Source organism: Mycobacterium sp. (assembly GCF_035499775.1).
Classification (GTDB): domain Bacteria; phylum Actinomycetota; class Actinomycetes; order Mycobacteriales; family Mycobacteriaceae; genus Mycobacterium.
The window spans coordinates 1-13,715 of the sequence record NZ_DATJYB010000275.1 but is presented as its reverse complement, the minus strand read 5'-3'; the positions used below and the strand labels follow the sequence as shown (position 1 = coordinate 13,715).

Here is a 13,715-nt window from a genome sequence, read left to right as displayed (position 1 = left end):
ATACTCCTGGCGTGGTACCCGGCTGTCCACACATGAATCAGATGTGAACCCGAGAGTAGGCGTCGCGAACCTTATCGGCTTGGCGGCAAGCCGAACGCGGGGAACAGCGCCGGGTCGAGAAAGACGGTCAGTGCTGCAATTCCGGTGGCACCGACCGTGATGACGTGAATGGAGTGGGCCCGCAGGACCTGGTCGGCGGCGCGCCGGTATTCGGCGACCGCGGGTTGCCCGTTCGCCGCCGTCGGGATCAGCACCATGTCACCGGCGGTGGTGAAGGCACGCGCCGCAAGGAAGCGCGTCACGGCGTCCCGGCCGGTGAACCAGATAGGTACGGGTGGCATTTCGAGCTTGACATCGGTTTGCAGCAGTTCGGTGAGGGCGGCCATGTCGGCGTTTTCGAATGCCGCGCAGTAACGGTCCAGCAGGTCACGGCGCCCGGGGTCGTCCGGCTCGGCCGCGCTTTCCTCGCTGGGTGCGACCTCGGCCAGACGGGCGCGGGCGCGCTGCAGGGCGCTGTTGACTGCGGCGGGCGTGGTTTCCAGGAGTTCGGCGACCTCGGCGGAGCTGAACTGTACGACGTCGCGCAGGATCAGCACCGCGCGTTGGCGCGCCGGCAGCTCCTGCATTGCGGTCATCACGGCCAGCCGGACACTTTGTCTTGCGGTGAAGGCGGTTTCCGGGGTCTGCAGCATCAGGTCGTCCGGGATCGGCTCCAGCCAGTCATGAAAGCCGCCGCCTCCGTCCAGACTGACGTCCGGGTCGACCGAGGCATCACCCAGCCCGGCCGGCAGCACGCGGCGGGCGCGGTTTTCCAGCGCGCGCAGGCATGCCGTCGTCGCGATCCGGTACAACCAGGTGCGCAACGCCGCACGCTGCTCGAACGCGTCGTACCCGCGCCAGCCGCGCAGGTACGTCTCCTGGACCAGGTCCTCGGCGTCATGCACCGAGCCGAGCATGCGGTAGCAGTGTGCGATCAACTCGGCGCGAAACGGCGCCGCCTGCTCGATGAATTCCTGTTGGGCCGGCACGATCGCTCTCCTCTCTACATCAGTACAGATCCACCCGCGGGGCCAAATTAATCGCCCGGCGGCGATGAATCCGGGCGGCGGTCCGTATCTCAATTGGTATGACCATGAAACAACCAGTTCAGGCCGACGGCCTCGTCGGCACCACAGCGATCGTCACCGGAGCCGGCCGCGGCTTCGGCCGCGCCATCGCCACCGCGCTGTCGGCGGCCGGCGCTCACGTGGTCGGTGTCGCGCGCACCCAGGCGCACCACGACGAGGTGCGCGACCAGGTGGGTGACGCCTTCACCCCGGTGGTCGCCGACGCCGCCGACCCGGCCACGGCCGACCGGCTGCTGGAGGACTACCGGCCACGCACCCTGGTGTTGTGCGCCGGGGCCGCTCCGCAGCTGCGTGCCCTGCAAGACCAGACGTGGGAAACGTTCAGCCAGAACTGGAACGTCGACGTCGCGCAGGCCTTCCACTGGGTCAGGCAGGTGCTGCGGCGCCCGCTGGCGCCGGGTAGTTCGGTGATCGCGCTATCCAGCGGCGCCGCGGTCAACGGCTCGCCGCTCAGCGGTGGCTATGCGGGGGCCAAGGCCACCGTCCGGTTCATCGCGAGCTACGCGGCCATCGAGTCGCAACGGGCCGGGCTGGGGATCAGCTTCGTGTCGGTGCTGCCACGGCTCACGCCGGCTACCGACCTGGGTTCGGCGGCCGTGGCGGCCTACGCCGAGCGTCAGGGCGTGGACGTCGAAACCTTCGTGCAGGCCTCGGGACCGGCGCTCAGCGCCGAGCAAGTCGGCAAGTCGATAGTGGAGATCGCCGGTTCCCGGGTAGACGGTGCCTATCTACTCACATCCACCGGCCTGTCGTCGCTGGCCTGAAACTCGCGAGATTCGAAAGGGAGATCGCAATGAAGACACCTCCGATCGTGTCCGCCGAGGAGTGGAACGCGGCGCACCAGCAGCTACTGGTGAAGGAGAAGGAGCTGACGCGGGCCCGAGATGCGCTGGCCGCGCAGCGGCGCCGGATGCCATGGGTGGCGGTGGACAAGGAGTACGAGTTCGAAGGGCCGGACGGCAAGGTGGACCTGGCCGGCCTTTTCCAGGGCCGACGCCAGCTGGTCGTGTACCGCGCCTTCTTCGAGCCCGGCGTGCATGGCTGGCCCGATCACGGCTGCCCGGGCTGCTCGATGATCGCCGACCACATCGGGCACCTTGCCCATGTGAACGCCCGCGACACCACGCTGGTGTTCGTCTCACCGGCGCCGCAGGCCGACATCCAGCGCCTCAAGGAGCGGATGGGGTGGGAGCTGCCGTGGTACACGATCACCGACAGCTTTGACGTCGACTTCGGCGTCGACGAGTGGCACGGGACCAACGCCTTCATTCACGACGGCGCCCGCGTGTACCGCACCTATTTCATCAACAACCGCGGCGACGAGGTGCTGGGCAACACCTGGAGCATCCTCGATCTGACGGCGCTCGGGCGCCAGGAGAACTGGGAGGACTCGCCGGAGGGCTATCCGCAGTCCAAGCCCTACGAGTGGTGGGCCTGGCACGACGCGTACCCGGAGCATGTGCCGTCGCGGTGGTTCGGTGAGCCCGACCCGAATGATCCCAACGACCAACGTCCGCCGCGCACGAGTTAGCGCTCGGCGGCCTTGGGGCTCGGCGAGCGCGCGCAAAATGCCGGCCCCACCGCCCGGCGTATCTGTGTACATTTGCGCGCGCTCGCCGCCAACGAGTCAGTCGTCGCTCCAGGTGCCCGGCATCATCGGCAGGCGCGGGCCGCCGCCGAACCCGTCGTCGGCCAGCGTGATCAACCCCGCCGCCGGCCCGGCTTCGGCCTTGGCGGCCGTTCCGGCGAACCCTTGGGTCCCCGCGCCCGTGTCCGAGGGTTCCAAGTCCATGTATTCGTAACCGCGCCCGAGCATTTGCACCTTGGTCCGCCGGCGCCGCTGCGGTTGAGCGTCCTCCTTGGGTGTCGGCGCGACGGTGGGGGCCTCGGCGCTGTCGGGCTCCGGAGCTTTCTTTCGGGCGCGGGTGCCCGCCGCCCTCCCGACAGCCGAGTTCAGGTCGCCCACCAGATAGCCGAAGTTCTCCACGCCCGCGCCCATGCCCATTCCCGCACCCATGGTGGCGCTGACGCCCGCGCCGGTCAGCGTCGGTGGTGCGCCGGTCGGCGGCGGTGGCGCCGCGGACGCCGGTGCCGCAGCGGTCGCCTCCACCGGAGCCGGTGCCGGAGACGTGGGGGAGGTCGGCACGCTGGGGGCAAGCGCCGCCAGGGGCGGTGTGAAGGACGGCACGACGGGCGGCGCGGGCGGCGGCACGGCAGCCAGCGCCGCCAGGCCCGTGAGGCCGGCCGGCGCCAGCGCAACGCCGGCGGCCAACGTCACCAACGGGGCGGTCAGCAAAGGCACAAACACTACGAGCAGCACCGCGGTTTGCTCGAGCAGGGTCTTCAGCAGCGCGATGGTGTCGGTGATGATCGTGCCGATGGCTTCGACGGTGGTGAACACAATGGTGAGACCGATAGCCGCGGGATTGCCCGAAGCGAAGGCCGCCGTCAGGTCCAGTGCGATGAATGAGAACGTCTGGGACAGGTAAGCGACATAGGAGCCGATGTCCATCGGGTAGCCGAGAGCGAACGCGATGTTGAACGGGCTGAGGAAGATCAGTGGATTACCTAGCAGCGGCAGGTAAGGATCAATCCCGGCAAACATCGACGCCAAGAAGGGGTTGTTATACAGCGCGTTGGCCAACGGGTCTAGGACGTTGTTGTAGAAGTCGATGAAGCCGATGCTCTGCAACCAGTCAGAGACCTGGGTCTGCGTGTCCGAGGGCAACGGGAACGCTTGGTAGAAGGCGTCCACCAGCGCCTGAAGATTCACGATCTGCGGCGCCGCCGTGGTCTGCGGTGAGGAGGCCACCGCGGCAGTCGAGACCGCGTGGTAGGTACCCATCACGGTGGCGGCCTGGATCCACATCCGGATGTAGTCGGCCTCGTTCAGTGCGATCGGAATGGTGTTGATGCCAAAGAAATTCGTCGCCAGCAACACCGCATGAGTGGCGTGGTTGGCGGCCAGCTCGGCCAGGGTCGGCATCGCGGCCAGGGCGGAGGTGTAGGCGGTGGCCGCGATTTCCTGCCGGGCGGCCATCGCGGTGCTGTCGGCGGCGGCTTGGGTGAGCCATGCGACATACGGGGCATGGCCGGCCGCATACGCCGCCGCGGTCGGGCCCTCCCATGCCCCGGCCTGCACCGCCGCCACCAGCGCGGCCAGCTCCTCGGCCGTCTCGGTATAGACGGTGCTCAACGAGGTCCACGACTCGGCCGCGGCCAGCAACGAACCGGGTCCGGGCCCGCTGCTCAACAGGGTCGAATGCACTTCCGGGGGTGCAGCCATCCAGATCGCGGCGGTCATCGCCGACCACCAGGGGCGCCGGAACAGCTGAACGAGACAGGCAGCGTCATGAGGGGGCCGCTCTCTCCGGGGTACTCCGCCCCGGGCTAGCAGGACGCGATGACGCGAGTCTCCTGGCTCTCGGATCGCTGCTCGCCTCGCCTTCCAACCAAATGGCCGTGGCGTTGTGAGGGTCGCTCCCCGATGACAGTGGCGGGACCGCGCCGGATTCGCACCGGCTTCCTGCGTCGTCATCGCCTAACGGGCGTTATTGTCGCATCCCGACGGCCCGGCAGGGCTGCAGTTGGAAGAATCGGCAATCATGACCAACATGGCTGCCGGCCCCCCGATCGTCGACACCGAAGACGGTGGACACGAGCAGTGTTGGCCGCTGCCGACTGACGAGCACAGCCTGCTGGACCTGATTCACGTCTGCTTCGACGAGTACTGGGACGAGATCTGGTTCGGCATCATCATCGAGGGCGCCGCCTGGGAAGTGGCGGCGCCGAACCCACCGAAGCGCATATCGATGTACGACGGGTACGCGACAGTGGACTTCGGGCGCTGGCATTTCCATCTGTGCATCGGCGAGCATCGGGCCAGTGGGCCCGAGCTGGGCCGGATTCGCAGCTGCGCGCGCGCCGAGCTTTACCGCCGGATCGGTGACGACGGGTTCCCCACCTCGTGGGGCGTGCGCCTGTTCAACGGGCGCCACGAGCAGATGATGACGCTGATGCTGCCCAATCCTTTTCTCACCCGTGAGCAGCAGATCCGCGACGAGCCCGGGTGGGGACAGCTGGAGTTGTGGGACCGGCTGCGGGCTACATATCTGGGCTTAGGTCCAGACCCACTTGATCGGGCCGGCAAGGGATTTCAGCACGGATGAGTCTCGGTGGGTGCCGGTGTGAGCGTGAGTTCGTAGCTGCCCCAGAGTTCGACCTCGTAGCCGAGCTTTCGGTTGACGTTCATGATCGCGTCGGCGGGGCAGCCGCCGCCCGCGCCGAACTCTCGTATACCCTCCTCGGCGAGTCGGGTCACTGCCGTCGCCTTGACCAACGTAGCCAACCCGCGGTGGCGCATGTCCGGGGCGACGAGGGTGACATTGGTTTCTGCGGCGTCGCCGCGTGGTTCGACTTCGGTCAGCGCCACACAGCGGTGGTCGTGCATCACGACGAATACGCGTTCGCCGGCCAGGGCTTTGGCGAACTCCGGGGTGTCCAGGTGCGTACTCGGGGTCGCCGGAGTCACCACTAGCTCGGGGTGGCAGGAATCGTAGAGCTCATAGGCCTTGGGAACGTCGGGGTCCGCAAGTTCCCGGACCATAAAACCCTCGGCGCGGGGGCGGGCGGTGAGCTCGGCGAAGGCCTCGGCCGGTAGTGCGTCGCGGAGGTAGAGATGCGCGGCCCAGGACTGCCAGGAGAGGCTGTAGCCCGCGGCCTTCAGGTGCGAGATCGACGTGTGATCTTGCCGTATGACGCTGATCAGGCGCTTTGCGCGCCCGCGGAGCGCGTCGGCGGCCCGATTGGCGAGCAGATCCCAGGCATCAGCGTCCCCACCGAATATCTCGAGCCGGATCGCATCGGGGAACCCCTCCACGGTTTGCGGCTCGGCCGCGGCCAGGATCTGTGCACCTCGCGAGACCACGAACCGTTCGGCGGGGTTCTCGCGAAGTCGGTTGGCCGAGGTTTCGTAGTGGCCGTCGTAGTGCCGTCGCTGAAGCTCGGCGAACTGCTCGTAGTCGTCTTGCTGGGCTTGGCGGAATTTCAACTTCATCGAATCTGCCGGGAAGGCGTCGTGCCCGCCGAATTACGTGAAGGCGCGGTAGCCGCCTAACGGCTACGCGTCACAATATTCAGCCGAAAAATTGCGCTTACAGGTATCGGTGGTGTGCCCGGCCGACGTGATAGCCGGCGGGGAAAGACTTCTCGATGACCTGCAGGTGGTGGTCCACTCTCGACTCGAGTTCCAGGACGACACAGCTGTCGCCGACGGCCTTTGACTCGAGAACTATGTAGCGTTGCCCGCAATCGGTGATCGGGTCGCCTGAGTGCAATTTTTCGACTGGCACCAACTCCGGTGTTCCGTCTGCCTCCACCCCAGACACAGTAGGTCAACTCAGCGAATCAGGGAATACTTCTCCGGATTGCCACCGGTCAGTCGGCGTGGCTGCGCGTTGCGTCGGCGTCACCGCCGCGCTGCTTGAAGAACACGCTGACGTAAGAAATCAGGCCGTCGTCGTTGCGCTCGAAAAGAAGGCATTCGGGCCACGTCGCGCGCTGGCCGCCGATCTCGAAGGCTTCGGTCAGCTCGACATAGGACACCCTGGAGTCCACATGCGAGACCCGCGTGACGTCGAGGCGGTGGCCCTTCAGTTCGGTGAGAACCTTGCGAAGGTAGGCAAGGTAGTGCTGCTTGCCCTCGATGAGATCGCAGAACGGGCCTTCGCGCGTCAAGCCCTCGTCGGCGATCGTGGTCGCCAAGCCGTCCCAGTCGTGAGCGGCCAGGCATTCCAGGTAGCGCTCGACGATTCCGTCGCCAGGGCTGTGCGACTCCACGCAACCCACAGTAGGACAGCCCCGCCAGAATGGAGCCATGAGCAACCCGAGCGCACCGGAGTCGCCCGCCGAGGCGCCGACCTGCTACTGGCATCCCGGCCGTCAGACTTACGTTCGCTGCACCCGCTGTGACCGGCCCATCTGCTCGGACTGCATGCGGTCGGCCGCGGTCGGTCATCAGTGTCTGGAGTGCGTCCGCGCAGGGGCCCGCACGGTTCGCCAGCCGCGCACCCGGTTCGGCGGGCGCGAGCGGTCGGCCACTCCGGTGCTCACCTATGCATTGATCGCGATCAACGTGGCGGTCTTCATCCTGGAATTGTCGATGCCGGAGCTGAGAGTGCGGCTTGCCCTGTGGCCGCCGGCCGTCGCCGATGGGCAGTTGTACCGGTTGGTGACCTCGGCGTTCATGCACTACAGCACGATGCATCTGCTGTTCAACATGTGGGCGCTGTATGTCGTTGGTCCACCGCTGGAGATGTGGTTGGGCCGGCTGCGGTACAGCGCGCTGTATGCGCTCAGCGCGCTGGGGGGTTCGGTGCTGGTCTACCTGCTCTCGCCGCTCAACGCGGCGACCGCCGGCGCGTCCGGCGCGGTGTTCGGACTTTTCGGCGCCATCTTCGTGGTGGCAAAGCGACTCGACCTCGACGTCCGCGGGGTGGTCGCGGTCATCCTCGTCAACTTGATCTTCACCTTCGTCGCCCCGCTGATCAGTTCGCAGCACATCAGCTGGCAGGGCCACATCGGCGGGCTGGTCACCGGCGCCTTGGTCGCCGCGGCCTACGTCTATGCACCCAGAGCCGGCCGAAACCTGATCCAGGCCGGAGTGACGATCACGGTGCCGGCCGTGTTCGTCGGCCTGATCTGGTGGCGCACCAACGTCCTTCTCGCCGACTTCGGCGGCTACATCCAGCTTGGCTGAGCACCATCCCGGCAAAGCCCCGGTCGCTGCGATCTCTCACGCAGATGCGGCGGCGCGACATATCATCGCTCGACATGGGTTTGCGGGGGAGGTTGCCGTGGAGGGAACGCCGTTCGGGCGTTATCTGCTGATCGAGCAGCTAGGGCGCGGCGGCATGGGCGAGGTGTGGCGCGCCCACGACACATCCATCGATCGCATGGTGGCGATCAAGATGTTGCTCCCGCATTTCGCCGAGGACGAGAAATTCGAGCAGCGCTTTCGCCGCGAAGCCCGCGCGGCAGCACGCCTGGACGACCCGCATGCGGTGCCGATCCATGACGTCGGCGAGATCGACGGGCGACTGTATGTGAGCATGCGGCTGATCGTCGGGGACGACCTGCAAACTCTGATCGAAAACGGGCCACTTGACCCGGACCGGGCTGTCCGGATCATCGAACAGGTCGCGCGGGCGCTGCGCTCCGCCCACAAGGTTGGCCTCGTTCACCGCGACGTCAAACCCTCCAACGTGCTGGTCACCGAAGACGATTTCGCCTACCTCATCGACTTCGGGATTGCGCGGGCCGCAGGAGAGACCAGTCTGACCGCTACCGGCGCGACCATCGGCACCTGGTCCTACATGGCTCCCGAGCGATTCAATGCCGGCGAGATCGAACCGAGTTCGGACATCTATGCGCTGACCTGTGTGCTCTACCAGTGCCTCACCGGCGAGGTTCCCTTTGCCGGCGGCACCCTGGAGCAGGTCGTGGTCGCGCACATGATGCATCCGCCGCCCAAACTCTCCGACAAGCGCGACGACATCTCGCCGGCCCTGGACGACGTGATCGCCACCGGTATGGCCAAAGACCCCAAACAGCGTTACCGAACCACCACCGAACTGGCCGCCGCCGCCCGCAAGGCCGTCAGCCTGCCGGTTTCCCCGGCACCGGCCACGCCGCCTCCGCCACCGGCGCCCGCTCCTACCGCCCTGTCCGATCCGCCCACCCAGCCGCAAACTCTGCCCGCGACTTTTGCCGACGTGAGGGCGCCGTCCACGTCGTCGGCGACCACACCCGCCCAGAAGCCCGCCCAGCGGACCCCGCCCCCGGCGCACAAGCACACGCCTGCTCCGCAGCACACACCGCCCCCGCGGCACACCCCGCCCCCGCAGCACACCCCGGCCAAGCAACCCGCTCCGAGCCCGAAGCCCCCCGTGCCACCGCCCGCGCGGGTGCCCGTCCCACCCGATCCGCCCGCGGGCGGGCGGCGCAAAGTTCTCCTGATCGCGGCCGCGGCTACGGCCGCGATCATCGCTGTCGCGGCTGTCCTGTTGATCCCGGACAGCGGCCCCAAGGGCAGCGCTCCGGGCAGCGCCCCGGGCGGCGCCGCCAAGAAGGCCTCGTATGGTTCGCAGACCGAAGTGCCGTTCGCCGGCTTAAAGGGTCCCAATGCCGTCGCGGTGGACAACAGCGGCGCTGTCTACGTGTCCGACTCTGGGAACAACCGGGCGCTCAAATTGGCGGCGGGGTCCAGCCAGATGGTGTTGAACTTCGCCGACCTCTCTTCCCCCCAAAGTGTGGCGGTGGACCGCAGTGGCACTGTGTACGTCTCCGAATTGCTGTCCGCCCGCGTGCTCAAGTTGGCGGCGTTGTCCAGCAACCAGGTCGTGCTGACCTTCTCCGACGTCGGCCTCGGCGGTGTGGCGGTGGACGGCAGCGGCACCGTGTACGCGACCGGCTGGTTGGGCAACCGGGTGCTCAAATTGGAGTCCGGCTCGACCACACAGGTTCCGTTGGCCTTCACCGGTCTCAACGGCCCCGACGGTGTGGCGGTGGATGGTAGCGGCGCTGTGTACGTGTCCGACTCGAAGAACAACCGGGTGCTCAAACTGGCGGCCGGCTCGAGCAGCCAGGTTCCGGTGGCCTTCACCGGTCTCAACCACCCCAATAGCGTGGCAGTGGACGCCAGCGGCACTGTCTACGTCGTCGACAGTGGGAACAACCGGGTGCTCAAACTCGAGTCCGGTTCAAGCAACCAGGTCGTATTGCCCTTCACCGGTCTCAACGGCCCCGACGGTGTGGCGGTGGACCGCGGCGGCGCCGTGTACGTGTCCGACTCGAAGAACAACCGAGTGCTCCGACTGGCGGTGCTATGAGCTGGTGGGTCGCGCACGCCGAGCGGATGCTGACCGAACGGGTACCCGCGCCACCGGACGCGGTTCGCGATTTCTACGTGGACCTGGACAACATCAAACTCGTGCATCCACTGATCGTGTCGGTGGAAGTGTTGTCCCGCACCGAAACTCCGGACGGCTACGATCAGACCTATCGGGTGGTCGATCGAATTCCGTTGGGACCCTTCACTATCAAGACCGCGTACCAGGCGCGGCTGCATGTCCCGACCGGCGGCGACGTGTTGACCGAGGCCGACCAATCGCCCGGGGTGCGGCTACGTGGGACGGTGAGCTTCGAGCCGGTCGACGACGGCACCCAGGTCACCGAGCGAATACGCTTTGCCGTGCCGCGGCCGCTGGCCCCGATCACGGTCCGCGAGGGCGTCAAGGCGCACATCGCGATGCTGGCCGGGATCCGGCGTCACTTCGAGTCCGCTTAGGTCAGCTGTTCAGAGGCCGGCGAAATCGATGATTCCGCGTATGTTGCGCCCTTCGCGCAGGTCCGCGAACGCCTCGTTGATCTGGTGGAGGTGGTAGTGGCGGGTGACCAACTCGTCGAGCTTCAGCACGCCGGCCTGATACATCGACAACAGCATCGGAACGCTGGTGCGCGGATTCATCCCGCCGTACAGCACCCCCTTGAGTTGTTTGGCCGAGAGCACCATCTCCTGCAGGATCAGCGGAACCAGGGGCTCACTGTAGGGGGTGATGCCGGTCGCCACGCATGTCCCGCCCTTGCGAAGCAAAGTCATCGCCAACGCGATCAGGTCCACGTGCAGCACCCCGGGCGTCAAGATGACGCGGTCAGCCATCAGGCCGGCGGTGATGTCTTTCACCAGCGGTATCGCCTCCTGCGCGGAGGCGGCGGAATGGGTGGCGCCGAAGATCTTGGCCGAATCCCTTTTGTGCGCAACCGGATCCACCGCGACGATGTACGTTGCGCCGGCGGCGCGTGCTCCTTGCAGCGAGTTCATCCCGACACCGCCGGTCCCGATCACGACGACGGTGTCGCCGGGTTCGGTGCCTGCCGAGACCGTTGCCGAGCCCCAGCCGGTGCTGACGCCGCACGACACCAGTGAGGCGGCGTGGAACGGGATCGCGTCGTCGATCTTGATCACCGACCTTTCCGACAGCACCGCATATTCCGCAAACGTGCCGAGTTGACCGTAGGCCAACAGGTTTTCGTCGCCGAGATGCCGACGGCAGGTTCCGTCGGTGGGCATCTCCCGCGCGAACAGGCTCGCGCCGGCGTCGCAGATATAGCTCTGACCGTTGACGCAAAACCGGCAATTGCCGCACGCGGGAATGAACGACATCGCCACGTGATCCCCCGGCTGCACGGTCGTCACGCTCGGCCCGACCGCTTCGACGACACCCGCGCCTTCGTGACCGCCGAGCAGCGGGAACCAGTCGGGTGCGGGCATACCGGTCGCGGCCAGTACCTCGGGAGTGGGCACCACGTCGCCGGTAACCACATGGTCATCGGAGTGGCAAATACCGGCGACTGCAACACGTACCAGGACTTCACCGTCGTGCGGCGGGTCGAGAACCACCTCGCGGATTTCCCAGTCCATGCCGACCCCGCGCAGCACGGCGGCACGACACTTCATTGCAAACCTGCTTTTTCGGCCAGCCGCTTGGCAGCCAGTTCCCGAAGCTCGCCGGCCTTGATCTTGGCAGTGCCGGTCAGCGCCACTTCGTCCTCACCAAAGAACAGCACATGGCGCGGCACCTTGTAACTCGCCAATCGTTGCCGCAGAAAGGCCAGAAGCTGTGTGGGGTCAAGGATCACATCGTCGTGCGGCACGACGCAGGACACGACGACCTCCCCGAGCGTTTGGTGCGGAACGCCGACGGTCTGCGCCACCTTGACGCCGGAATGGGCGATCAGGGTCTCGTCGACCTCTCGTGGCGAGACATTGGCACCGCCGGTCTTGATGATGTCGGTGAGCCTGCCTTGCCAGTAGAGTCGGCCGGCGTCGTCGAGATAGCCACCGTCGCCGGTGGGGAAAAACCCGTCGGCGTCCAGTGTTTCGTCCAGCGGCGTGCCGATATAGCCGAGCATCAGCGTGGGCCCCTTCACGTTGATCTCGCCTGCCTGGCCGCGCGGCACGATGCCACCGGTGAGCGGGTCGGTGATCTTGAGCGTCACACCGGGCAGCGGCACTCCGAAGCTGTCCGCATGGACTTCGGACGGGGTGTTGGCGGGGTAACCTGTTGTGATCGTGAATGTTTCGGTATTGCCGTAGGCGTGGCCGGGCTCGTACCACTCGCCCGACACCGTGGGATGGTGCGCGATCGGGGTCTTGAAATCCGCGAATCTCACGCTGCTCAGATCCACCTGGCCCCAGTTGGGTGCGCCTTCCAGCTGCGCCCACTGGTGGGGCCAGGCGAACGGGAAGTTCACCCGCTCGGCCTGCATGAGCTCGAGTGCCTCGGCGGCGTCGAACGTCGATTGCAGCACGAGGGCCCCGCCGCTGGCCAGCGTCGAGCCGAGCACCATCGTGAAGTTACCGGACCAGAAGAAGCCGTTCGCGGTCCAGCCTCGAACATGGTCAGCCGGGCTGAACCCGTACATGCGCCGGAACCGCCAGAGCTGGATGCACACACCGCGATGCGCGCTGAGGACGCCCTTGGGCTTGCTCGTGGAGCCCGACGAGAAAAACAGCACGGCAACATCACTGGGACGCACGGCCGCGCCGGTCGCTTCGACCAGTTCGCGGGACACCTCGTGACCGGATGCCAGGAACTCATCCCAGGCTTCGATCCCGGGCGCCGGCTCACCCACCAGCGCGAGTCGGCGCAAAAACGGGTACTTCGCCGATTCCAGCTGGCCCAGCCGCCCTGGCCGCATTGCGCCGATCGCCGGTTCCAGTTCGGCCAGCATGGCGGCGAAGTCCTTCGTCAGCACCGTCCGCTCAAAGAGCAGCACCGAGATGGCGGAAGCCCTTATCAGGTAGTCCAATTCGGTGGGTGTGGAGAACGTGCTGAGGGTGACGGCCACCCCGCCGGCCAAAGACGTGCCGAACACCGCGGCCAGCCATTCCGGCCGGTTCGTCATCAGAACACCGACGCGGCCGTCCTTGCCCAGGCCGCACGCGCGCAACGCACGCGCCACCTCGATCGCGCGTTCCCAAAGCTGCGTATACGTCCACCGCGTGACTTCGCCGCCGCTGCGCCACGCCAACGCCTCGCGGTCGCCGTACATCTGCGTCACTTCGCGCAGGAAGCCCGGAAGCGTCAGTGTCCCCAGCCCGGGCTCGTCCGATAGGGGAGGACCGGACACGATCGAAAGGCCTACGGGAAACTCCATGGCTACAACGGCAGTTCAACCTCGGCTGTGCAGCCCACCAGCATTTCTCCGTTCTGGTTGGTCAGGCGCAGTTTTAGCTGTACGAGAGGCACACCCCAGGTCGACTCCGCTTGTTTGTCGACGATCTCGGCGTCGAAATAGGTCACATCACCCTCGAAGGCGGGCGTGCGGAAGTCGGCCTTGGAATGGCGCACCAGGCCGTCGTGGCCGGCCCAGTATGCGAGGTAATCGGTGCACCAGGCGCCCATCGTCGCGCCATAGCCGTAGGCGCGCGCCATGCCGACTTCGCCGGCTCGTTCGGCGTCGATATGCCCGCGCGAGGGGCCGACGTAAAGCCCGTCGCGCTTACGCGGGTCGATCATCGCGTCT

At 66.6% G+C, this 13,715-nt stretch carries 13 protein-coding genes, 1 pseudogene and 1 riboswitch; of the genes and pseudogenes, 6 read left to right on the top strand and 8 right to left on the bottom strand.

Translation table 11 applies throughout. From position 1 onward, the window contains the following. Window positions 1–71: 71 nt before the first annotated feature. The gene (locus VML93_RS17635; protein ID WP_325612597.1) at window positions 72–1,028 is read right to left on the bottom strand and encodes a sigma-70 family RNA polymerase sigma factor; all 957 of its coding nucleotides are present in this window, start codon (window positions 1,026–1,028) and stop codon (window positions 72–74) included. Between the two features lie 104 nt (window positions 1,029–1,132). Here VML93_RS17635 and VML93_RS17630 point away from each other — a divergent pair, with 104 nt between their 5' ends. Beyond that, complete coding sequence (locus tag VML93_RS17630) at window positions 1,133–1,891, top strand: SDR family oxidoreductase (RefSeq protein WP_325612596.1); 759 nt, start codon at window positions 1,133–1,135, stop codon at window positions 1,889–1,891. Window positions 1,892–1,920: 29 nt separating this feature from the next. Continuing rightward, on the top strand, window positions 1,921–2,658 hold the full coding sequence (locus VML93_RS17625; RefSeq protein ID WP_325612594.1) for a DUF899 domain-containing protein: 738 nt from the start codon (window positions 1,921–1,923) through the stop codon (window positions 2,656–2,658). A 96-nt stretch (window positions 2,659–2,754) separates the two neighbouring features. Here the strand turns inward: VML93_RS17625 and VML93_RS17620 are convergent, their stop codons facing one another. After that, window positions 2,755–4,431, bottom strand: a complete 1,677-nt coding sequence (locus VML93_RS17620) for a PPE family protein (protein WP_325612593.1) — start codon at window positions 4,429–4,431, stop codon at window positions 2,755–2,757. A gap of 86 nt (window positions 4,432–4,517) precedes the next feature. Beyond that, a riboswitch (cobalamin riboswitch) is annotated at window positions 4,518–4,696 on the bottom strand. Between the two features lie 36 nt (window positions 4,697–4,732). Between VML93_RS17620 and VML93_RS17615 the strand changes: the two genes are divergently transcribed. Further along, window positions 4,733–5,296 carry a DUF7676 family protein gene (locus VML93_RS17615; protein ID WP_325612591.1) on the top strand — a complete coding sequence of 188 codons (564 nt, stop codon included), beginning with the start codon at window positions 4,733–4,735 and terminating at the stop codon, window positions 5,294–5,296. On the opposite strand, the gene VML93_RS17610 is transcribed toward VML93_RS17615, so the two are convergent. From VML93_RS17610 to VML93_RS17600, 3 genes are all read right to left on the bottom strand, one after another. Beyond that, window positions 5,284–6,183, bottom strand: coding sequence for a hypothetical protein (locus VML93_RS17610; RefSeq protein WP_325612590.1), 900 nt, complete (start codon window positions 6,181–6,183; stop codon window positions 5,284–5,286). The genes VML93_RS17615 and VML93_RS17610 overlap by 13 nt on opposite strands. A 97-nt stretch (window positions 6,184–6,280) precedes the next feature. Then, window positions 6,281–6,505, bottom strand: coding sequence for a hypothetical protein (locus VML93_RS17605; RefSeq protein WP_325612589.1), 225 nt, complete (start codon window positions 6,503–6,505; stop codon window positions 6,281–6,283). A 58-nt stretch (window positions 6,506–6,563) separates the two neighbouring features. Beyond that, on the bottom strand, window positions 6,564–6,965 hold the full coding sequence (locus VML93_RS17600; protein ID WP_325612587.1) for a nuclear transport factor 2 family protein: 402 nt from the start codon (window positions 6,963–6,965) through the stop codon (window positions 6,564–6,566). Between the two features lie 37 nt (window positions 6,966–7,002). Here VML93_RS17600 and VML93_RS17595 point away from each other — a divergent pair, with 37 nt between their 5' ends. The 3 genes from VML93_RS17595 to VML93_RS17585 all read left to right on the top strand — a co-directional run bounded on the left by VML93_RS17595 (window position 7,003) and on the right by VML93_RS17585 (window position 10,473). Then, complete coding sequence (locus tag VML93_RS17595) at window positions 7,003–7,884, top strand: rhomboid family intramembrane serine protease (protein WP_325612586.1); 882 nt, start codon at window positions 7,003–7,005, stop codon at window positions 7,882–7,884. Window positions 7,885–7,981: 97 nt separating this feature from the next. Next, window positions 7,982–10,015, top strand: a complete 2,034-nt coding sequence (locus VML93_RS17590; RefSeq protein WP_325612584.1) for a serine/threonine-protein kinase PknD — start codon at window positions 7,982–7,984, stop codon at window positions 10,013–10,015. Continuing rightward, entirely contained in the window at window positions 10,012–10,473 is a 462-nt protein-coding gene (locus VML93_RS17585) for an SRPBCC family protein (protein ID WP_325612583.1), read from the top strand. The genes VML93_RS17590 and VML93_RS17585 overlap by 4 nt, the downstream gene beginning before the upstream one ends. A gap of 9 nt (window positions 10,474–10,482) precedes the next feature. Here the strand turns inward: VML93_RS17585 and VML93_RS17580 are convergent, their stop codons facing one another. The 3 genes and pseudogenes from VML93_RS17580 to VML93_RS17570 all read right to left on the bottom strand — a co-directional run. After that, window positions 10,483–11,643 carry an NDMA-dependent alcohol dehydrogenase gene (locus VML93_RS17580; protein ID WP_325612581.1) on the bottom strand — a complete coding sequence of 387 codons (1,161 nt, stop codon included), beginning with the start codon at window positions 11,641–11,643 and terminating at the stop codon, window positions 10,483–10,485. Further along, window positions 11,640–13,346, bottom strand: coding sequence for a class I adenylate-forming enzyme family protein (locus tag VML93_RS17575; RefSeq protein ID WP_325612580.1), 1,707 nt, complete (start codon window positions 13,344–13,346; stop codon window positions 11,640–11,642). The genes VML93_RS17580 and VML93_RS17575 overlap by 4 nt, the downstream gene beginning before the upstream one ends. Before the next feature lie 2 nt (window positions 13,347–13,348). Next, window positions 13,349–13,715, bottom strand: a pseudogene (locus VML93_RS17570) (MaoC family dehydratase); the annotation flags it as partial.

Coding starts and splice junctions, on each gene's coding strand:
- VML93_RS17630 (WP_325612596.1), top strand. CDS start 1,133: ATGAAACAACCAGTTCAGGCCGACGGCCTCGTCGGCACCACAGCGATC.
- VML93_RS17625 (WP_325612594.1), top strand. CDS start 1,921: ATGAAGACACCTCCGATCGTGTCCGCCGAGGAGTGGAACGCGGCGCAC.
- VML93_RS17620 (WP_325612593.1), bottom strand. CDS start 4,431: ATGACCGCCGCGATCTGGATGGCTGCACCCCCGGAAGTGCATTCGACC.
- VML93_RS17615 (WP_325612591.1), top strand. CDS start 4,733: ATGACCAACATGGCTGCCGGCCCCCCGATCGTCGACACCGAAGACGGT.
- VML93_RS17610 (WP_325612590.1), bottom strand. CDS start 6,183: ATGAAGTTGAAATTCCGCCAAGCCCAGCAAGACGACTACGAGCAGTTC.
- VML93_RS17595 (WP_325612586.1), top strand. CDS start 7,003: ATGAGCAACCCGAGCGCACCGGAGTCGCCCGCCGAGGCGCCGACCTGC.
- VML93_RS17585 (WP_325612583.1), top strand. CDS start 10,012: ATGAGCTGGTGGGTCGCGCACGCCGAGCGGATGCTGACCGAACGGGTA.
- VML93_RS17580 (WP_325612581.1), bottom strand. CDS start 11,643: ATGAAGTGTCGTGCCGCCGTGCTGCGCGGGGTCGGCATGGACTGGGAA.
- VML93_RS17575 (WP_325612580.1), bottom strand. CDS start 13,346: ATGGAGTTTCCCGTAGGCCTTTCGATCGTGTCCGGTCCTCCCCTATCG.